The organism is Streptomyces glomeratus (assembly GCF_021462825.1).
Taxonomy (GTDB): Bacteria; Actinomycetota; Actinomycetes; order Streptomycetales; family Streptomycetaceae; genus Streptomyces; species Streptomyces glomeratus.
In genome coordinates this window covers 290,710-309,884 of sequence record NZ_JAKEEB010000002.1, presented here as the reverse complement: position 1 = coordinate 309,884, position 19,175 = coordinate 290,710, and the positions used below count along the sequence as shown (strand labels likewise).

General features: G+C 72.0%; 19 protein-coding genes. 14 read left to right on the top strand and 5 right to left on the bottom strand.

The annotated features are described in order from the left end of the window. Positions 1 to 86 precede the first annotated feature (86 nt). The 7 genes from LZ604_RS03445 (at position 87) to LZ604_RS03415 (ending at position 6,511) form a co-directional block, all read left to right on the top strand. Positions 87 to 326 carry an acyl carrier protein gene (locus LZ604_RS03445; RefSeq protein WP_234512479.1) on the top strand — a complete coding sequence of 80 codons (240 nt, stop codon included), beginning with the start codon at positions 87 to 89 and terminating at the stop codon, positions 324 to 326. After that, complete coding sequence (locus LZ604_RS03440) at positions 326 to 1,585, top strand: beta-ketoacyl-[acyl-carrier-protein] synthase family protein (protein ID WP_234512476.1); 1,260 nt, start codon at positions 326 to 328, stop codon at positions 1,583 to 1,585. Before LZ604_RS03445 ends, LZ604_RS03440 begins: the two co-directional genes overlap by 1 nt. Continuing rightward, positions 1,582 to 2,343 carry a 3-oxoacyl-ACP reductase FabG gene (fabG, locus tag LZ604_RS03435; protein ID WP_308283557.1) on the top strand — a complete coding sequence of 254 codons (762 nt, stop codon included), beginning with the start codon at positions 1,582 to 1,584 and terminating at the stop codon, positions 2,341 to 2,343. The genes LZ604_RS03440 and fabG overlap by 4 nt, the downstream gene beginning before the upstream one ends. Before the next feature lie 48 nt (positions 2,344 to 2,391). Further along, the gene (locus LZ604_RS03430) at positions 2,392 to 3,378 is read left to right on the top strand and encodes a 3-oxoacyl-ACP synthase III family protein (RefSeq protein ID WP_234512474.1); all 987 of its coding nucleotides are present in this window, start codon (positions 2,392 to 2,394) and stop codon (positions 3,376 to 3,378) included. A gap of 84 nt (positions 3,379 to 3,462) precedes the next feature. Continuing rightward, on the top strand, positions 3,463 to 4,221 hold the full coding sequence (locus tag LZ604_RS03425) for an SDR family NAD(P)-dependent oxidoreductase (RefSeq protein WP_234512472.1): 759 nt from the start codon (positions 3,463 to 3,465) through the stop codon (positions 4,219 to 4,221). Continuing rightward, positions 4,218 to 5,777: an FAD-dependent monooxygenase gene (locus LZ604_RS03420; protein WP_234512470.1), complete on the top strand. Its 1,560-nt coding sequence runs from the start codon at positions 4,218 to 4,220 to the stop codon at positions 5,775 to 5,777. Before LZ604_RS03425 ends, LZ604_RS03420 begins: the two co-directional genes overlap by 4 nt. Further along, positions 5,774 to 6,511 (top strand): HAD family hydrolase, encoded by a 738-nt coding sequence (locus tag LZ604_RS03415; RefSeq protein WP_234512467.1) that lies wholly within the window; start codon positions 5,774 to 5,776, stop codon positions 6,509 to 6,511. The genes LZ604_RS03420 and LZ604_RS03415 overlap by 4 nt, the downstream gene beginning before the upstream one ends. A gap of 66 nt (positions 6,512 to 6,577) precedes the next feature. On the opposite strand, the gene LZ604_RS03410 is transcribed toward LZ604_RS03415, so the two are convergent. Continuing rightward, positions 6,578 to 7,534 carry an aldo/keto reductase gene (locus LZ604_RS03410; RefSeq protein WP_234512465.1) on the bottom strand — a complete coding sequence of 319 codons (957 nt, stop codon included), beginning with the start codon at positions 7,532 to 7,534 and terminating at the stop codon, positions 6,578 to 6,580. Between the two features lie 176 nt (positions 7,535 to 7,710). On the opposite strand from LZ604_RS03410, the gene LZ604_RS03405 reads away from it, so the two are divergent. From LZ604_RS03405 to LZ604_RS03390, 4 genes are all read left to right on the top strand, one after another. Beyond that, positions 7,711 to 9,264 carry an MFS transporter gene (locus tag LZ604_RS03405; protein WP_234512462.1) on the top strand — a complete coding sequence of 518 codons (1,554 nt, stop codon included), beginning with the start codon at positions 7,711 to 7,713 and terminating at the stop codon, positions 9,262 to 9,264. A 10-nt stretch (positions 9,265 to 9,274) separates the two neighbouring features. After that, a complete protein-coding gene (locus tag LZ604_RS03400) occupies positions 9,275 to 9,706 on the top strand; it encodes a hotdog fold thioesterase (protein ID WP_234512460.1) in 432 nt (143 codons plus the stop codon). A 90-nt stretch (positions 9,707 to 9,796) separates the two neighbouring features. Beyond that, entirely contained in the window at positions 9,797 to 10,243 is a 447-nt protein-coding gene (locus tag LZ604_RS03395) for a MarR family winged helix-turn-helix transcriptional regulator (RefSeq protein ID WP_234512458.1), read from the top strand. Positions 10,244 to 10,533: 290 nt separating this feature from the next. Beyond that, a complete protein-coding gene (locus LZ604_RS03390; protein WP_234512456.1) occupies positions 10,534 to 11,418 on the top strand; it encodes an AfsR/SARP family transcriptional regulator in 885 nt (294 codons plus the stop codon). Between the two features lie 79 nt (positions 11,419 to 11,497). Here the strand turns inward: LZ604_RS03390 and LZ604_RS03385 are convergent, their stop codons facing one another. The 3 genes from LZ604_RS03385 to LZ604_RS03375 form a co-directional block, all read right to left on the bottom strand. After that, positions 11,498 to 12,541: a 3-oxoacyl-[acyl-carrier-protein] synthase III C-terminal domain-containing protein gene (locus LZ604_RS03385; protein WP_234512454.1), complete on the bottom strand. Its 1,044-nt coding sequence runs from the start codon at positions 12,539 to 12,541 to the stop codon at positions 11,498 to 11,500. Continuing rightward, positions 12,541 to 13,038 (bottom strand): cupin domain-containing protein, encoded by a 498-nt coding sequence (locus LZ604_RS03380; protein WP_234512451.1) that lies wholly within the window; start codon positions 13,036 to 13,038, stop codon positions 12,541 to 12,543. Before LZ604_RS03380 ends, LZ604_RS03385 begins: the two co-directional genes overlap by 1 nt. 164 nt (positions 13,039 to 13,202) lie before the next feature. After that, positions 13,203 to 14,078 (bottom strand): helix-turn-helix transcriptional regulator, encoded by an 876-nt coding sequence (locus tag LZ604_RS03375; protein WP_234512449.1) that lies wholly within the window; start codon positions 14,076 to 14,078, stop codon positions 13,203 to 13,205. Between the two features lie 57 nt (positions 14,079 to 14,135). On the opposite strand from LZ604_RS03375, the gene LZ604_RS03370 reads away from it, so the two are divergent. Together LZ604_RS03370 and LZ604_RS03365 are read left to right on the top strand one after the other, a co-directional pair. After that, the gene (locus tag LZ604_RS03370; protein ID WP_234512446.1) at positions 14,136 to 15,602 is read left to right on the top strand and encodes an MFS transporter; all 1,467 of its coding nucleotides are present in this window, start codon (positions 14,136 to 14,138) and stop codon (positions 15,600 to 15,602) included. A 22-nt stretch (positions 15,603 to 15,624) separates the two neighbouring features. Then, complete coding sequence (locus LZ604_RS03365; RefSeq protein WP_234512443.1) at positions 15,625 to 16,659, top strand: aldo/keto reductase; 1,035 nt, start codon at positions 15,625 to 15,627, stop codon at positions 16,657 to 16,659. A gap of 401 nt (positions 16,660 to 17,060) precedes the next feature. Here LZ604_RS03365 and LZ604_RS03360 read toward each other — a convergent pair whose 3' ends face one another. Continuing rightward, positions 17,061 to 18,308, bottom strand: a complete 1,248-nt coding sequence (locus LZ604_RS03360) for a DUF418 domain-containing protein (protein ID WP_234512441.1) — start codon at positions 18,306 to 18,308, stop codon at positions 17,061 to 17,063. 179 nt (positions 18,309 to 18,487) lie between these two features. Here LZ604_RS03360 and LZ604_RS03355 point away from each other — a divergent pair, with 179 nt between their 5' ends. Next, a complete protein-coding gene (locus LZ604_RS03355; RefSeq protein ID WP_234512438.1) occupies positions 18,488 to 19,153 on the top strand; it encodes a response regulator in 666 nt (221 codons plus the stop codon). Positions 19,154 to 19,175 lie beyond the last annotated feature (22 nt).

Sequence of the window (19,175 nt, the reverse complement as noted above, 5' to 3'; positions counted from 1 at the left end):
CGCGCCACGGCCGCCACCGTCCCGCACGGTGGCCCGCACCTCTCGACCGATCCTCCCGACTCCCTCTCACCCAAGGAGAAACCCTCATGTCCGCACACCAGGACCGTCTCTTCGCCCTCGTCACCGACAAGCTCGGCGTTCTGCCCGAGGAGCTGAACACCACCGCCACCTTCGACAGCCTCGACCTGGACTCGCTCGCCCTGATCGAGCTGAGCGTCATCGTGCAGAAGGAGTTCGGCGTCCAGATCGACGAGACGGCGCTGACCCCCGACAACACCCTCGGCGACGTCCTCGCCACGATCGACGCCAAGGCCCCGGTGGCCTGATGACGGCCATACGGACCGAGCGCCGCCAAGGGCGCACGAAACGTTTCGACGTCGCCGTCACCGGCGTCGGCCTGGTCACCCCGGCCGGTCTGGGCGTCGAGGCCAACGTCGAGCGGGTCTGGTCGGGTGTGTCCACGGCGGCCGCCGATCCGGACCTCGCGGGGCTGCCCGTCGACTTCGCCTGCCGCGTCCCCGGCTTCGACGCCGGAGCGCTGCTCGGGCGCCGCGCCGCCGTACGCATGGACCCCGTCAGCCACTTCGGCGTGGTGGCGGCCCGGCAGGCGGTCGAGGACGCCGGGCTCGACCCGGCGTCCTGGGACGGGCCCCGGGTCGGTGTGGTCGTCGGTACCTCGCTGGGCGGCTGGTCCACGGTCGAGCGGGAGCACGGCAAGCATCTGGCCGACGGCCCGGGCTTCGTCTCGCCGCTGCTGATGGTGATGGGGCCGGTCAACATGACCGCCGGCTATATCGCCATGGACCTCAAGGCGCTGGGCCCCAACCAGGTGGTGTCGACGGCCTGCGCGTCCGGCAACACCGCGATCGGGTACGCCCGCGCGCTGCTGGAGGCAGGGGTCTGCGACATCGTCCTCGCGGGCGGTGCGGAGGCGGCCATGTCCCCGACCGCGATGGCGAGCCTCGCCCGGGCCGGCGCGCTGTCCGCGCGCACCGACGACCCGGCGTCCGCCTCGCGCCCGTTCGACGCCGACCGGGACGGCTTCGTCGCGGGCGAGGGAGCGGCGATGCTGGTGCTGGAGCGGGTCGAGGACGCCACGGCGCGCGGCGCCCGCATCCGGGCCCGCGTGTCCGGCTTCGGGGCGTCCGCCGACGGCCACCACGCCTCGGCGCCCGATCCGACGGGCGGCGGGGCCGAGCGGGCCATCCGGGCGGCACTGGCCGACGCGGTGATCGACCCCTTCGAGGTGGATCACGTCAACGCGCACGGCACCTCCACGCCGCTCAACGACATCACCGAGGCAGGGGTCGTCCGCCGGGTCTTCGGCGAGAAGCCCGCCGTCACCTCCACCAAGGGCGTCGTCGGCCATCTGCTGGGCGCGGCCGGAGCGGCCGAGGCGGTGTACACGGTGCTCGCCGTCGAGCGGCGCCTCGTCCCGCCGACCGCCAACCTCACCAGCCTGGACCCGGGCATCGGAGTGGACGTCGTTGCCAAGGAGGCCCGGCCGATGGAGATCGGCGCGGCCGTGAACAACTCCTTCGGCTTCGGCGGCCAGAACGCGGTGATCGTGGTGACCCCGGCGTGACACCGAACCAGGGCACCACCCACGCCCCCACCGGCAGCCCCGCCGGTGACCCCGGGGGACGTTCCGTCCTCGTCACCGGCGGCAACCGCGGCATCGGTCTGGCCGTCGCCCGCTCGCTCGCCGCCCGGGGTGACCGGGTGGCGGTCACCTACCGCACCGGCGAACCCCCGGCGGGGCTGCTCTCCGTGCGCTGCGACGTCACCGACGAAGCGCAGGTGGAGCGCGCCTTCAAGGAGGTCGCGGCCGCGCAGGGCGAGGTCGAGGTGCTGGTCGCCAACGCGGGGATCACCCGGGACGGGTTGCTGCTGTCCCTCGACGACGACGCGGTCGACGCCGTGCTCGACACCAACCTCCGGTCGGTCATCCGGGTCGCCCGGCACGCCTCACGGGCCATGCTGGGCGGGCGCTGGGGCCGGATGGTGCTGATCTCGTCGGCCGTGGCGTTCTCCGGCTCGCCCGGCCAGACCAACTACACCGCCGCCAAGGCCGGCCTGGTCGGGCTGGCCCGCTCCCTCGCCTGGGAGCTCGGCAGCCGCGGCATCACCGTCAACGTCGTGGCCCCCGGTCTCGTGGAGACGGACATGCTGCGCGAGGTGCGCCCCGCCCGCCTGGACCAGTACCTGGCGATGACGCCGCTCGGCCGGGCCGGCACCGCCGACGAGGTGGCCGCGGCCGTCCGGTTCCTCACCAGCGAGCAGGCCTCGTACATCACCGGCGCCGTGCTGCCGGTCAGCGGTGGGCTCGGCATGGGTCACTGACGCCTCCTGCCGCCCCCACCACCACGCACACAGCAGGAAAGGGAAGCCATGCCAGTCGGTGTCCTGTCGATCGGCTCGTACACCCCGGACAAGGTTGTCGACAACCAGCAGATCAGTGCCTGGACGGGTATGCCCGAGTCCTGGGTGACCGAACGAACGGGGGTGCTCGAGCGGAGGTACGCCGAGCCGGGCACCGCGACGTCCGACCTCGCCGTCCCCGCGGCCCGCGAGGCCCTGGAGGGTGTCGCCGAGGAAGCGCGCAGACGGCTCGGCGCGCTGATCGTGGCGACGAGCACCCCGGACGTGCCGCAGCCGTCCACGGCCGCGATCCTCCAGCACAAGCTGGGGCTCTCCACCCTGCCCGCCTTCGACATCAACGCCGTCTGCAGCGGCTTCCTGTACGGCCTCGCGGTCGCCGAAGGGCTCCTGCGGGCCGGCCGCCACGGCGACCATGTGCTGCTGGTCGGCGCCGACATGTTCTCGACGATCATGAACAGGTCCGACCGGCGCACGGTGAGCCTGTTCGGTGACGGCGCGGGCGCCGTCGTCCTGGGCGAGGTGCCCGAGGGCTACGGCCTGCAGTCGGTGCACCTGGTCACGGACGGGGAGTTCCACCACTACGTCGGTGTGGAGGCCGGCGGCACCCGGACGCCGCTGGACGCGCGGGCTCGGGAGGCGGGGGAGCACTTCTTCCGGATGGACGGGCGCTCGGTGCGCGACTACGCGCTGGCGGTGCTGGCCAAGCTGACCGCCGCGACGCTCGACGACTGCGGGCTGGCCCTGGAGGACGTCGACCGGTTCGTCTTCCACCAGGCGAACACCAGGCTCCTGGAGACCTTCGTGAAAGAGGCGGGAATCGATCCGGAGCGCGTGGCCTACACCGCGCCTCGTCTGGGCAACACCGTCGCCGCGTCCGTGCCGCTCACCCTGCACGCGACGCACCGGGCGGAGCCGCTGCGGCGCGGCGAGCGCGTGCTGCTGGCGTCGGTGGGCGGCGGCATGACGGCCGGTGCGGCCCTGCTGACCTGGTACTGACGGCCCGTGACACACCGCTCCCGCCCGCTTCCCGGCCGGCCCGCCGACTGGACACGTACACCACACGCAGCAGATGGAGGAGCCATGAGGCTCGACGGACAGACCGCCGTCATCACCGGCGGCACGCGGGGCCTCGGCCGGGCGATCGCCGAGGCCTACCTCGCGGAGGGCGCCTCGGTCGTGGTCGCCGCGCGCAACCCGTACGACATCAAGGAGCTGGCCGACGACCACGGCGACCGGCTGCTCTACCACCACACGGACGTCACCGACGAGAGGTCGGTGGAGGGACTGATGGCCGCCGCCGTCGAGGCGTACGGGGGCATCGACGTCCTGGTCAACAACGCGGGCGTCAGCCGGGACGGCAAGATCGCCCGGCTCTCGGTGGCCGACTGGAACACCACGCTGGCCACCAACCTGACCGGTGTCTTCCTGTGCACGCGCGCCGTCATCGCCCCGATGACCGCCCCGGACAAGACGACGGGCCCCGGCGGCCGCATCATCAACGTGTCGTCGTGCGTGGCCGGCCGGGCCGCGATCGGTGCGGCCGCGTACAGCGCGAGCAAGGCGGCCGTGGAGATGTTCACCCGCACCTCGGCGGCCGAACTGGCGCAGAAGGGCATCACCGTCAACTGCCTCTCGCCCGGCTACATCGACGAGGGCATGGGCAAGGAGCTGGCCGCCAACGAGCGCGCCTGGGAGAGCTACCGCAGCCGGCTGCTGTCCGGGCGGCTCGGCCGGCCCGAGGAGGTCGGTGCCACCGCCGTGTTCCTCGCCTCGCGCGACAGCTCCTACGTCAACGGCAGCGTGGTCGAGGTCAACGGGGGCCTGATGTGGGCGGCGTGACCGAGCACCGGCCGCAGTCGTCCGTGCTGGTGGTCGGGGCCGGGCCGGTCGGTCTGGTCGTCGCGTGCGAGCTGCTCCAGCGCGGTGTCGAGGTACGGGTCGTGGACGCGGGGCGCGGCCACTCGGCGCACTCCCGGGCGAACGTCGTCTGGCCGCGCAACCTCGAACTGCTCGACCGGATCGGGGTGACCGACGACCTGCTGGGCATCGGCCACCGCCTGGCCGGTACCGCCTGGTACTCGGGCGGCCGCCGGCTGGCCACCGCCTGGATGAGCAAGCTGGCGGACTCGCCGTACCCGTTCGCGCTCACGATCTCGCAGAACGACACCGAGCGGGTGCTCCGCCGGCGTCTGGAGACCCTCGGCGGCACCGTCGAGGAAGGGGTGCGGCTGTCGTCCCTGGACAACGCGGCGGGCGGGCCGTCCGTCAAGCTGGAGCACGAGGGCGGCAGGGTCGAGGAGCTCGAACCAGGCTGGCTGGTCGGCGCGGACGGGGCGCACAGCACCGTACGCAAGGAACTGGGCATCGCGTACGACGGCCCGCCGGTCGACGTGTCGTTCGCCATCACCGACGCCCGGCTGACCACCAGCCTCTCCGAGGACCTGTCGCACTACTGCTACGCGCCGAGCGGCGCCATCGTGCTCGGCCCGATGGGCGACGGTGTGCACCGCATCGCCCTGAACGTGCCGCACGACGCGTACGACGAGCACAACCCGCCCCCGCGGGAGATGTTCCAGCAGGTCGTCGACGACCGGGCGGCCGGTCGCAGCCGGGTCGAGGAGCTGCTGTGGAGCGGTTCCTTCCGGGTGCGGGTGAGGATCGCGTCGGCCTTCCGCAGCGGCCGCTGCTTCCTGGCGGGTGACGCCGCGCACGTGATCAGCCCGGCCGGCGGCCAGGGCATGAACACCGGCATGCAGGACGCGTTCAACCTGGCATGGAAGCTGTCCGGGGTCATCCGCGGGGAGTTCGGGGAGGGGATCCTCGACTCGTACGACACCGAGCGCCGGGCCGTCTCCCACGATGTGGCGCGCTCGACCGAACTGCTCACCAAGGCGGGCCTGGTCAACACGCCCGCCAAGGTGGCGCTGCGCGACGCGGCGTTCATGGCGGCGGACCGGACGGGACTGTTCCAGCGCAAGGTGGCCCCGCAGCTCGGCCAGACGGCCGTCGCCTACGGCGGGGGCAGCCACCCCCGGCTGCCGCTGAGGGTGTCGGGCACACGGGGTGCGCCCGACGCGTCCCCCTACCTGGGCGGCGGGAGCTGGCCGGTGATCGACCGGGACCGGCACAGCGTGCTGCTGTGGCCCGGCACGCGCACGCCGCCGGCCGACTGGCGGCGCACGCGCGAGCGGGCCCGCCGGGCGCTGCCCGAGGGCACCCCCGTGCTCGATCTGACCCGTGCGGTTCCGCAGGGGCTGGCCAGGGCGCTGGGCCCGGGGCCCGCCCTGGCGGTGGTCCGCCCGGACGGCCACCTGCTGGCCCGGCTCGACCCCGGGCGGCCACAGGAGGCCGCGCATCTGCTCGCCCGAGCGGCACACACGAGGAGCCGGCCATGACCACGACCCCCGCACCCGAGCTCGTCACGACCGACCACAACCGACCGGTGGTGGCCTTCTTCGACGCCGACGAGACGCTCATCGCCATGAAGAGCCCGTTCTCGCTGCTGCGTTACCGGCTGCGCCGACAGGGGGACGTCACGGGCGCCGCGTACGAACGGACGGTGGAGCCGCTGCGGCGACTGGCGTCGATGGGCGTCACACCGGTCGAGGTGGTGTCCAAGTTCTACGAGCTGCACGCCGGCCTCCGGTGGGACGACCTGGTCGCGGAGGCCCGCGCGTGGTACGCCGAACTGCGCGAGCGCGGGGCGCCGTTCATCGAGCCGACGGTCGCCCGGCTGCGCCGCCACCAGGAGGCGGGCCACCACACGGTGGTCATCTCCGGCTCGTGGCCCGCGACGCTGCACCCGATCACCGACGACCTGGGTGTGGACCTGGTCCTGTGCACCGAGCCGGAGCTGGACGCGGACCGGTATATGACCGGGGGGATCCGGCACGCGATGTTCGGTCCCGCGAAGGCCGAGGCAGTCCGGCTGGCGCTGGACAAGTTCGGCGCGGATCCGGCCGACTGCTACGCCTACGGGGACGATCCCGGCGACCTGACCATGCTGCGCATGGTGGGCCGTCCTACGGTGGTCGGTGCGAACGAGAGGATGACGGCGTACGCCGCCGAGCACGGCTGGCCCGTCCTCCCGGCGACGCTCATGGCCGGCACCCAGCGCCAGCCGGTGTGACGTCCTGACAGACGGCGATGGGCGGCCTCCCCGCTTCGGGAAGGCCGCCCATCGCCGTTCACGGCCTCAGCGCGCGCCGACCGCCTCCGGCAGCGCGGCCAGTTCCGCCAGCGCCTGAGGGGGCAGCGTCAGCGATCCGGCCGCGACGTTGTCCCGAAGGTAGCGGCGGGTCTTCGTGCCGGGGATGACCCCCACGTGCTCGCCCTGGGCCAGCACCCATGCGATCGCCACCTGCGCCACGGTCGCGCCGAGCCCGTCGGCCACGGCCCGCACCCGGTCGACGATGGCCGCGTTGGCGGCGATGGCCTCGGGCTGGAACCGCGGAATCCGGTGCCGGCCGTCCGCCTTCGGCAGATCCTGCGGGCTGCCGATCAGCCCGGACAGAAAGCCCCGGCCGAGCGGCGCGAACGCGATGAACGCGATGCTCTCGCGCGCGCAGTACTCCACCACCCCGTCCGTCAGGGCCTCGCGGCTCCACAGCGACAGTTCACTCTGCACGGAGGCGACCGGGTGGATCGCATGGGCCCGGCCGATCTCCTGGGCCGATGCCTCCGACAGCCCCAGCGCGCCGAGCTTGCCCTCCTTCACCAGCTCCGCGAGCGCGCCCCAGCTCTCCTCGACGGGCACGGCGGGGTCGATGCGGTGCAGCTGATAGAGGTCCACGTGGTCCACCCCGAGCCGCTTCAGGCTCGCGTCCACGGCGGCGCGCAGATACTCCGGCCGGCCGTCCCGGTGGCTGCGGTAGGTGGCCGGGTCGTCCACGACGAGTCCGCCCTTGGTGGCCAGCAGCACCCTGTCGCGGTACCCCTTCAGCGCCTTGCCGACCAGCAGTTCGTTGGTGAACGGGCCGTACTGGTCGGCCGTGTCGATCAGGTCGACGCCGAGTTCGACGGCGTGCCGGATGACCGCGACGGACTCGTTGTCGTCCCGGCCCAGCTCGTCGTAGCCCCACGACATCCCCATGCAGCCGAGACCGACGGCCGCGAAGGTCCGCTGCGAGCCGCCCAGTTGGATCCTGCGCATCGCCGTGCGCACCGCCTTTCCCGCTTCGCTGTGTACCGCGCCTGCCGCCGAATGACAGGCCGTCAACTTCACACAGAACTCTGCCATACGACATTGACATCGACTGCATGCAGGTCACTACTCTATGACAGAACCCTGATTCATAGCTGACTACGAATAGACAGAGGTGATCCTCCGTGTCCACCGGCAACCCGCGGGCCACGCTCGCCGCGGCGTGCGTCGTCGGCCCCCTCATGACCCTGGTGGTGACCGGCCCGTCTGTGGCCGTTCCCGACATCGGCGCCGATCTGCACAGCTCACTCGCCGCCGCTCAGTGGGTGGTCGACGGCTACATGCTGACCGCCTCGAGCAGCCTCGCGGCCATGGGCTCGCTCGCCGACCGCGTCGGCCACCGCCGGATGTTCACCTGGGGCATGGCCTTCTTCGCCTTCTGGATGGCGGTGTCGGGTCTGGCCAACAGCATCCTGCTGCTCGACCTGGCGCGCGCGATCGCCGGCTTCGGCAGCGGCGCGGCGCTCGCCTCCATCACCGCGATCCTCGCGCAGGCCTTCGACGGCACGGCTCGTGCCAAGGCGTTCGGTCTCTTCGGCACGTTCCTGGGCGCGGGTCTGGCCTTCGGCCCCATGTTCGGCGGCGTCCTGGTCAACCTGTGGGGCTGGCGCTCGGTCTTCCTGGTGCTGGCGGCGGTCTCCGCGCTCGTCCTGTTGAGCACACCGCTGCTGCCCCGCACGGAACCCAACCGGGGGCCGCGCTTCGACTGGTCCGGGACCTTCGCCTTCGGCTTCGGTGTCGCCCTGTTCGTCCTGGCGCTGGTGGAGGGCCCGGGCCGCGGCTGGACCGACCCGATCGTGCTCGCCTCCGCAGTCGGCTGCGTGGTGCTGATGGTGGCGTTCGTCGCGGTGGAACGCCGTACCGAGCACCCGATGTTCGACCTCGGCCTGTTCGCCCGCCCGCAGTTCCTGGCCGTCTGCCTGGTCCCCCTGGTGCTGGCCTTCAGCTTCGTCGCGCTGGTCATCGTGCTGCCCCCGTACCTGACCTCCACCAGCGGCATGTCGGCCTTCCGTATCGGCCTGGTCCTGCTGCTGCTGACCGGCCCCTCGCTGGTGATGCCCGCGCTCACCGGCATGGTCGCGCAGAAGGTCTCGCAGCGCGCCCTGTTCCTCGTGCTGCTGAGCTTCTCCGCCGTCGGCGCCGCCTGGCTGACCCTGGTGGACCCGGGCGCCTCGACGGCCGCGCTGGTCGGCCCGCTGCTCTTCCTGGGCATCGGCTACGGCATCTCGCTGGGCATCCTGGACGGCGCGGCGGTCTCGGCCGTCGAGCCGGAGCGGATGGGCATGGCCGCCGGCATGTTCAACACGGTCCGCCTGGCCTCCGACGCGGTCTCCATGGCCGGTCTGGGCACCCTGGTCACGGCGATCACCAAGAGCGCCCTCGACAAGGGCGCGGTCTCCGTCTACCCGGGCGGTGCCGACGCGCTGACCTCGCGGGCGCTGCAGGGCGGCCTGCCCGAGGCCGCCAGGACGCTGCCGGCCGGCACGGTGCGGGACCGGGTCGTGCACGCGATGGCGGACGCGTACGCCACCGGCCTGCACACCACGATGTGGATCGTCGCGGCGGCGTGCGTGGTCAGCGCGGTCGTCGTCGGCAGCCTGCTCTCCGGCCGGAAGCCGTCCGCCGAAGCCCCCGGCGACACCGCCGCGGCGTCGCCCGAGCCCGTCTCCGCGCACTGAGGGGCCGGCCGTGACTCAGACCGCCCTCGGACCCATCGAGGTCCTGCCCCCCTACGTCGACCAGCAGCTGGTGGAGCGCCTCGGCATCGAGATCGCCGTCTGCGAGCCCGACCTGGTCGTCGGCAGCATGCCGGTGGACGGCAACCGGCAGCCCATCGGCCTGCTGCACGGCGGGGCCAACGCGGTCCTCGCCGAGACGCTCGGGTCGCTCGCGGCCTGGGTGCACGCGGGTGCGGACCGGATCATCGTCGGCCAGGAACTGTCCTGCACCCACCACGCCGGGGCGCGCTCGGGGAAGGTCACCGGCGTCTGCCGCCCGCTGCATCTGGGCACCCACACCGCGACCTACGAGATCGTCATCAGCGACGAGCAGGACCGGCGTACGTGTACGGCCAGGCTGACGTGCGCCATCCCGTCGAGCCGGCGCCGGAAGACCCGGTGACGGCCTCCCGGCGGGGGCCGGCGGCGGCCGGTGCGCCGACGTCACTGCACGTCTACTGCTTCGTCCTCTGTCGTATGCGAGACTATTGATATGGCGAACACGACGGAGACGGTCGCCGCAGGCCGGCTCGGGCACACGATCAAGAGGGCGGAGCAGGCCCTCATCGCACGGAAGACCCATGTGCTGCGGGAATTCGACCTGACGGTGCCCCAGTACTCGGTCCTTCTGCTGCTGTCGGTCTCCGACGGCATGTCCGCGGCGCAGCTTGCACGGGAGTGCATGGTCACGCCGCAGACGATGGCCACGGTGCTGACCAACCTGGAAAAGGCCGGCCTGGTGGTGCGCGAGCCCTCGGAGCTGCACCAGAAGGTCGTGGTCAACCGGGCGACCCGCGCGGGCCGCGCCGTCGCGAAGAAGGCCGACAAGGCGGCCCTGTTCGTCGAGGGCTCATTGAGTGATGAATTCACACCGGAAGAGCGGGCCCGCTTCGAGGACTATCTCGAGCGAGCGATCGCGGTTCTGGGGTCGTTGCACTGAACATCCGGGCGGTTTTCGTAATTAGGAAACAGTCCGCACACTGGGAAAGTCACGGTGAAATACGCCCATGGGGCGGCTCGCCGTGGCTTTCTTTTTTCGTGCCGTGAGATTGGTAACACGGATCGTTCTCGCAGGTAAACATTGGCGACCGGCGTAAACATATGAATGGTTTCGAGCCAGGACCCTGATATGGTTGGCTGGTCACTCAGGGTGAGGCTCATGTGTCCACTCTGAGGGCAGAGGTTCGGCCATTCCGCCGCAGGGTGGGATGGATGTACCAATAAGGGGGAATGGTGCAGATTCATGTCCTCGGCCCGATGACGGTCTTCGACGAACAGTTGGAGCCGGTCGTCCTGGCACCGAAGCCACGTCGGCTTCTCGCATTGCTGGCGGTCAACGCGGACCGTGCAGTATCCGTCAATTCGCTCATGCAGGAGTTGTGGGGGAGTAATCCGCCCCGGACGGCCACCGCCACGATCCAGACATATATCGGCCATGTTCGGCGCACCCTCGCAGAGGCACTCAGGGTGAGCGTCGCAGAAGTGGCCGAGGAAATCCTCGTGACCGAGGGCGGCAGTTATTTACTGTCGACCGCGCGGGTCGCGCTCGACATCACGGAGTACGAGAGGCTGGCCGCGGCGGGCAGCGCGGCGGTCCAGCGCGGTGAATTCGTACAGGGATCCGATCTTCTCCGCCAGGCGGTGGCCCTGTGGCGGGGCCCGGCGCTCGTCAACGTGGAGGCCGGTGAGCTGCTCGGAGCCCGCATCGTCCATCTGGACGAGTCCAAGCTGTGCGCGGAGGAGCAGCGGGTCTACGCCGACCTCCAGCGCGGTGCGCACCACACGCTGGTGCCCGAGCTGACCGAGCTGACCGCCCGCCACCCGCTGCACGAGAACTTCCACCGGCATCTCATGCTCGCGCTGTACCGCAGCGGCCGGCGGGCCGAGTCGCTCGCCGTCATGCGGCGGCTGCGCTCGCGGCTGGTGGAGGAGCTGGGCCTGGAACCCTCGCCGTTCCTGGTCCAGATGGAGCAGGACATCCTGCGCGGCGAGCCGTCTTTGGACGGGCCGCGGCTCGGGGCGGCCGACCGGTGTGCGGGACGGTCCCGGGAGAGGACCGCCGTGCAGAGCCTGGTGCACCGGCTGCCCAGGCCGGCGATGCAGCCGACCGGCTGAGCCGTCCGCCCCGGCAGCTCGCGGGGCACGTCCACGGGTCCGCGGGGGCACGGCGCCCCGCGGACCCGTCGTACAGGGGTCAGCCTCCGCTCACCAGCAGGCAGGACCAGGTGAACCCGGCACCGGCGCTCACCACCAGCGCGTACTCGCCGGGCCCCAGCATCCGCCGGCTGTGCAGCTCCGCCAGGCTGGCCGCCGCATCCCCGGCGCCGAGGTGCCCGGTGTCGGCGCCGGGCCGCAGCAGCTCGGCACCGGTGAGCTTCTCCAGCAGCGGCGCATAGGCCAGGTCGACGGTCTTGCGGCCGAGCCGCGGCGCCACCACACAGCGCAGCGGCAGATCGCCCGTGGCCGCCAGTCCCGCGCCCTGGAGGCACGACTCCACCGCCGACCGCAGTGCCGCGGCACTGGCCGCGGTGAACGCCTCCATTCCTTCCGCCTCGAGGAACGCCTTCTTGGTGCGGCGGATGTCGACCCGCGGTCCGAGCGAGCGGGCGGCCGGGCTGAAGGGGTCGTCCCCGCGGTGCATCCGCTCCAGCCGCGGAGCGGCCACCGTGGAGAGGGAGTGCAGCACCAGGTCGGCGGGCCGTCCGCCCTCGCCCTCGTCCAGCCGGTGCAGTACGAGCGCGGTGGCCCCGTCGCCGTACGCGATGCCGTAGTCCCCGCTCCAGCGGTCGAAACCCGGCTCGAGGAACGCGTCGGAGGTGGTCACCAGGGCGTGCCCGAGGCCCGGTTCGACGAACAGCCGGGCGGCGGCCAGCTCCACGGCCGCCGCACCGCCGTTGCACACCTGCTGGATCCCGACCGGCACGGCGGTGCCGGCGCCCAGCCGGTCGGCGATGAAGTGGGCCGGGGACCACAGGTCATGGCCCTGGTAGTGGATCCACGCGTGCAGGACCAGGCCGACGGCGTGGGCGTCCACGCCGGCCGCCGTCAGCGCCCGGCGGCCCGCCTCGACCGCCATCTCGGGTGGGGCGAGGTCGGCCACCGGCAGCTGGTCGTAGCCCAGTTCCCCGGCGGTCTCGCGGTCGACCAGCCCTCGCTCGACGGCCTCCTGTGAGCTCTGCCGCCCGGCGGGCAGCCAGAGGGAGGGGCCGGAGATGCCCAGGGGGTGCGGGAGCCGCATCACTTGCCCCGGCCGCCCGCCGTGAGCCCCTTCGTGTCGCACCCCGGGTCGGGTACGGGCACACTCGGCGCGGTGGCGTCCGTGGGCAGGATGTCGACGACGTACAGCTCGACCGGCTCGGTGCCGTTGTTGATGCCCATGTGGACGGTGTCGGGGCCGACGGGCTCCACGAGCGCATCGCCCGGGCCGTACTTCTTCACCGAGCAGTCGGAGCCGTCGATGCGGGTGAACGTGCCGGAGTTGATGACCGCGATCTCCTCGCCCACGTGGTAGTGCCAGCCCGTGGACGCGCCCGGCTGCACCACCGCCTTGCGGTAGAGGACCTTGCGGTTGCCGTTCGCCTTGATCTTGAAGGGGGCCGAGGTGACGCCCTGGGTCAGCATGACCGAGCTCACCGGGGCGACCTCGGCCGAGGCGAGGGGCGGGGTGGTGAACACGACGCCGAGCGTCACCGCGGCGACGGCTCCGGCTACTGCGACCTTGCTCTTGTGGACCACGGATCTTCCTCTGCTCGCGGGAACTGGGTGAGCGGCGGACACGGGGACACGGCCAGCGTCCCGTCCGTAGGCCATATGTATCAGAGCATTGTCATTCAAGCGATGCCTGTCGTGAGCTCAGGTTCTGTCTCTTGCCGGTCTTCAGTCGTTCTCGAGCCGACTCCTCAGCCCGCCTCGACCAGCGACATCCGCCCCTTCCGCTCGTCCCGCCCCAGCAGCTCCATGACCTTCTCGCGTGTGTCCGTGCCGGTGCGCGCCGTGTGCAGCATCAGCCGGACACCCGGACGGTCCGGGATCTCCAGCACCGAGTGGTCGAAGATCAGGCATCCCGCCCTCGGGTGGTCGATCGCCTTCACGCCCTGGTTGGTCGCCGTGATCTCGTACCGCGCCCACAGCTCCGCGAACTCCGCGCTCTCCTGCGCCAGTCGGCGAGAGATCCGGGTGAACTCCTCGTCGTCGGGGTAGCGCGCGGCATCCCTGCGGAACTCGGACACCAGACCCGGTGCGATCTCCGCCCAGTAGCGGTGGCGCGCCCGGAACGCCGGGTTGGTGAAGAAGGCCACCAGGCAGTTGGTGTCCCCCTCGCGGAACCCGAAGACCAGCCGGGCCGCCCGGTTGGCCCCCGCGATGTTCCAGCACCGGTCGATGACGTACGCCGGACTCGGCATCCAGCCTTCCAGCAGGGCCGTCAGCTGGGCGGTGTCGGACACGTCGTCCGCCGCGCGCTGCGGCGGGTTCATGCCCACCAGCTGGTAGAGGTGGTCCCGTTCCACCGGATCCAGCAGCAGCGTCCTGCTGATGGCGTCCAGGACCTGCCCGGACACCTTGATGTCCCGGCCCTGTTCGAGCCACGTGTACCAGGAGGCCCCGATACCGGCCAGCATCGCGACCTCCTCCCGGCGAAGACCGGGTGTGCGCCTGCGCGTTCCCGGGGGAAGGCCCACGTCCTCCGGGGTCAGTCGCTCCCGGCGCGTGCGCAGGAAGTGCTTGAGCTCCTCGCGTCGACGGGAGTCCCGCACTGCGTTGAGGCTGGGTGTCATAAACCCAGGATAAGTTCAGGCTCCCCGTCGTACGGCGCCAACTGCCAGCTTGGCGACATGACTTCCGATCCCGTCGACTCGTCCGCCAAGGCGCGTTTCACCACGCGCCAGTGGCTCATCATCGCCCTTCTGTGCGGCGCGCAGTTCATGCTCGCCCTGGACTTCTCCATCCTCAGCGTCGCGCTCCCCGTCATCGGCAAGGACCTCGGCTTCGCGCTGAGCGACCTCCAGTGGGTCGTCACCGCGTTCGCCCTGCCGTCCGGCGGTCTTCTGCTGCTGTTCGGCCGGGCCGCCGACCTCTACGGCCGGCGCAACTGGTTCATCGTCGGCATGGCCCTGTTCACCGTCGCCTCCCTGGCCGGCGGACTCGCCCCGAGCCCCGGCTTCCTGCTCGCGGCGCGCGCGGCCCAGGGCGTCGCGGCCGCCATGCTGACCCCGGCGGCGATGTCCCTGCTGACCACCAACTTCGCCGAGGGCGCTCAGCGGGACCGCGCGCTGGGCATCAACGGCGCCCTGCTGTCGCTCGGCTTCCTGTCCGGCGTGGTGCTGGGCGGTGTCATCACCGATCTGACCAGCTGGCGGGTGACCCTGTTCATCAGCGTCCCGGTCGGCCTCGTCGCCTCCTTCGCGGCCCCGGTCCTGATCAAGGAGAGCCGCAGCGAGAACACCCCGAGGCTGGACGTGCTCGGCGCGGTCACCGTCACCGGCGGCCTGCTGTCGGTCATCTACGGCATCACCTCGGCCGAGCGCAACGGCTGGAGCTCCGGCACGACCCTGATCGCGCTCGCGGCCGGCCTGGTGCTGCTGATCGCCTTCTTCGCCGTCGAGTCGCGCGTCGCCTCGCCGCTCGTCGACCTGCGGGTGCTGCGCCGTCGTACCGTCAGCTGGGGCAACACCACCGGTCTGGTCACCTTCGCGATGATGACCGGCATGGTCTTCCTGCTCACGCTGTACATGCAGCGGGTGCGCGGGATGACCCCGCTGAACGCCGGGTTCACCTTCTCCGCGCTGGGCGTCGCGGCCGTCCTCGGCGGCGCGTTCGCGGCCCGGATCATCGGGAAGATCGGCGTGCACCGGGCGCTTGTCTACGGTCTGCTCCTCCAGGCGGCGAGCACGGCCGTGCTGTTCCTCCTCGACACGAACGGCGGCATGCCGCTGCTTCTCGTGGCCACCGCCACGGGCGGCTTCGGCCACCTCCTCGCGGTCGTCGGCTACATGATCACCGCCACCTCGGGCCTGCCGGACCACGAGCAGGGACTGGCCACCGGTCTCGCCTACACGGGCCAGCAGCTCGGCGTCACCGTCGGCACCCCGGTGCTGGCCACGGTCGCCGCGGCCGGGATCACCTCCTCCGGCGGCAGCGGGCCCGCCGCGGTCCTCCACGGTGTGCAGAACGGCCTGCTGACCGCGGCCGCCGCGCTGCTCGCCGCCGCCCTCGTGGCCATCGCGTTCCTGCGGCCCCGGCAGGCCGCGGCGAACGGGGCGCCGGTGGTCGACGAGCCCGTCACGGCCGACGCCCACTGAGACCGGGAGGACGACGATCCCCATGCGTATGCGCTATCTGGGCCGCACCGGCCTCCAGGTCTCCGAGATCTGTCTCGGCACCATGACGTTCGGCGGCCGGCACGGCTTCCAGCACATGGGCCAGCTCACCACCATCGAGGCACGACGGCTCGTCCACCTGAGCATGGACGCGGGCGTCAACTTCTTCGACACGGCCGACATGTACTCCGCCGGACAGGCGGAGGAGGTCCTCGGCGGGGCCCTCGCCGGCCGGCGCGACGACGCGATCATCGCGACGAAGGTGCGCTGGCAGATGCCGGACGGCAGCAGCGGCCCGAACGACCGGGGGCTATCACGGCACCACATCGTGCGCTCGGTCGAGGCAAGTCTGCGCCGCCTGGGCACCGACTACATCGACCTCTACCAGACGCACGGCTGGGACGGCCGCACGCCGTGGGAGGAGACGCTGCGGGCGCTGGACGACCTCGTACGGGCCGGCAAGGTCCGCTACGTGGGTGCGTCGAACCTGACGTCCTGGCAGCTCACCCGGGCGCTGGCCACCAGCGAGCGACAGGGCCTGGAACGGTTCGCCTCGCACCAGATCCAGTACAGCCTGGCCGCTCGCGAGGTCGAATGGGAGCTGCTGCCCATGGCCGAGGCCGAGGGCGTGGGCGTGATGGTGTGGAGCCCGCTGGCGGGCGGCCTGCTCAGCGGCCACCAGGAGCGGGGCGCCCAGCCGCCGCCGGGCACGCGGCGGGCGGTGGGATGGTTCGAACCGGTCGACCCCGAGCGTACGTTCGACACCATCGATGTCCTGCGGAAGATCGCGGACGAGCGGCGGGTGTCCCCCGCCCAGGTGGCGCTGCGCTGGGTGCTGGAGGGGCGCGGTGTCACCTCGGTCGTCATCGGCGCCCGCAACGAGCGGCAGCTGTCCGACAACCTGGCCGCGACGGGCTGGTCGCTCGCGCCCGAGGAGCGCGCCGCCCTGGACGCGGTCAGCAGGCCGCCGCTGCCGTACCCCTACTGGCACCAGGACTACTGCGATGCCGACCGGGTCAGGGAGAACGACCGGGACTGACCGCCCCCGTCCCGCGCTCCGGGGCCGGGTTCCCACACCGGAACCCGGCCCGGGGCGCCCTGTTCGACGGCCCGGTGACGGTCCGTGTCGACCCGACCCCGACCGGCCATCGGGCAGCGGCAGCCTCCCGGCCGACAGCGACGGGACCCGTGCCGGTGCCGATCGCCCTGACGGTCGGCTCCCGCGTGTGACGTCCCGGCGCCGTACGGCCGGACCCGTCCGCAGGCTCGAGAGGAGCCGGCGGACGGGTCCGTACGGGACGTCGGGATCCTCGCCGCTCGGTATGCGGGACGTGTGCGCCGGCCGGGACCGAGGTGACCCGGCGGCGCGGACGCCGCACAGGGCGCCCGCGAACGGCTACGGCAGCGGACGCGGCGAGTAGCCTCGCGGGCGCCCGGCGGTCACGGAATGTGCCGGCCGATCCCGGTCGCCCCGCTCATCAGCCACTCGAGGGGCCCGCGCCGGAAGAAGCGGGACCAGACGGTGGCGAAGACACCGACGGCCACGATGAACCCGAGCAGGACGTGCAGCGGTGAGCCGGGCAGTTCCTCGATGTCCAGGAGCCGGATGGCGACGAGGTGGGCGACGTACGCCGACAGCGACATCGAGCCGACCGCGATGACGGGCGTGGCCGCCCGGCGCAGGCGGGGCAGCACGTCCATGGCGGCCAGGCAGGCGGCCAGGACGGTGATCGCCACACCCGTGTTGGCGACGATCGACAGGGTCGTCTCGCTGTGCGGGGAGGCGGCCAGCAGCCACGCCGCGGTGTCGCCGGTCGGGTAGCCGGCCCTGTCGGACCACCAGGCGGACAGAGCGGCCCCGTCCGACCCGGAGGCCGCGATCGCGTCGAGGGCGCCGGGCACCAGGTGCAGCGCCAGCCACGAGCCTGCGTAGCCGACGACCGCGAGCACGACGCCGGTCACGGCGATACGCGCGCGGACGGCGGCCGAGGCCAGGTCGAGGCGGGCGACGGCCATGCCGGCCAGCACGAACGGGATCCAGGTCAGTGCCGGGTAACTGCCCGTGAACAGCAGCGACACCAGACCGTCGGGCTCACCGGCGGCGCGGGGCGCCCCGCCGACCAGCGGCGTCAGCACGTACAGCAGCTGCGGGAACACCAGGGCCGTACCGGCCGCGAGCGCCGCCAGCGGCCCCGCGCCGAGCCGGTACAGCGGCAGCACGAGCAGGAAGTACAACCCGTAGAAGGCCAGGATCACGTCGACCGGCGTGCCGGACATGGTCAGGGCGCTGCCCACGGCCAGCAGGATGACGGCCCGGATGATCACCTTGGCGACGGCCTGACGGCCGGCCCGCCCGGTCTTCGGGACCTGGCGACCGGTGATGAGAACGACCGCGAAACCGGCCAGGAGGGCGAACAGGGCGGAGGAACGGCCGTGCGCCAGCTCCATCAGAAAGCCCACGACACCGCCCCGGCTCGGGTCGGGGCCGACATGGGCCGCGAACATGCCGAAGACCGCCAGGCCCCGGGCCAGGTCCACACCGACCAGGCGACCCGTCGAGGGCCGGGCGCTCTCCCGCGCCCCGCTCTGCCGGACTCCGTCGGCGGGTCCGTGGGCGCTCTCCAGAATTCCGGTCGTGCTCTGAGCCGCTCGGGGCCGGGGCACAACGAGAACTGCGTCGTGTGTCATGCATCCAGACTGGAAAAGTACTGGTCAGCGGGGGTACCCGGCAGGAGTCCGCGCCATCCCCGCCGACCGGCGGCAACCGGCCCCCCGACCGGCTGGACCCGGAGCGCACGACACCGCGGCGGGCGGCGGCGGACTCTAGGGTCGGTAGGAGAGGATTCGAGCGGCAGGGTGGTGCGCACGTGATCCGTGTGGCGGTGGTGGACGACGAGGCACTGGTCCGGTCCGGCTTCAGCCTCATCCTGAACGCGGCGGACGACATCGAGGTCGTCGCGACGGCTTCCGGGTCGGAGGCCCTCGCCGCCGTCCGGGAGCACCGGCCGGACGTCGTCCTGCTCGACATCCGGATGCCGGACGTGGACGGCCTCACCCTTCTGCGGCAGCTGCGCGCGCTGCCGGATCCGCCCGTCGTGGCGATGCTCACGACCTTCGACACCGACGAGTACGTCCTGACGGCCCTGCACTCGGGGGCGGCCGGATTCCTGCTCAAGGACACCGAACCCGACCAGCTGTCCCAGCTGGTGCGCACGCTGGCCGCGGGCGGGGTGGTGATGTCCCCGAAGGCGTCCCGGACCCTGCTGCACACCTACCGCGGCACCGAACCGGCCCCGGTCGACGAGGAGGCGACCCGCGTCGAGCTGCTGACCGACCGGGAGCGGAACGTGCTCGTGCTGCTGGCGGAGGGCCTGTCCAACGCCGAGATCGGCGCCCGCTTGCACCTGGGCACCGGCACGGTCAAGGATCACGTCAGCGCCATCCTCACCAAGCTGCGCGTGGCCGGCCGGGTCCAGGCCGCTCTGCTCGCCCAGCGGGCCGGTCTGCTGGACACCGACGGGGAAGGGCGGTGATCGAGATGACCGGAACCACTGG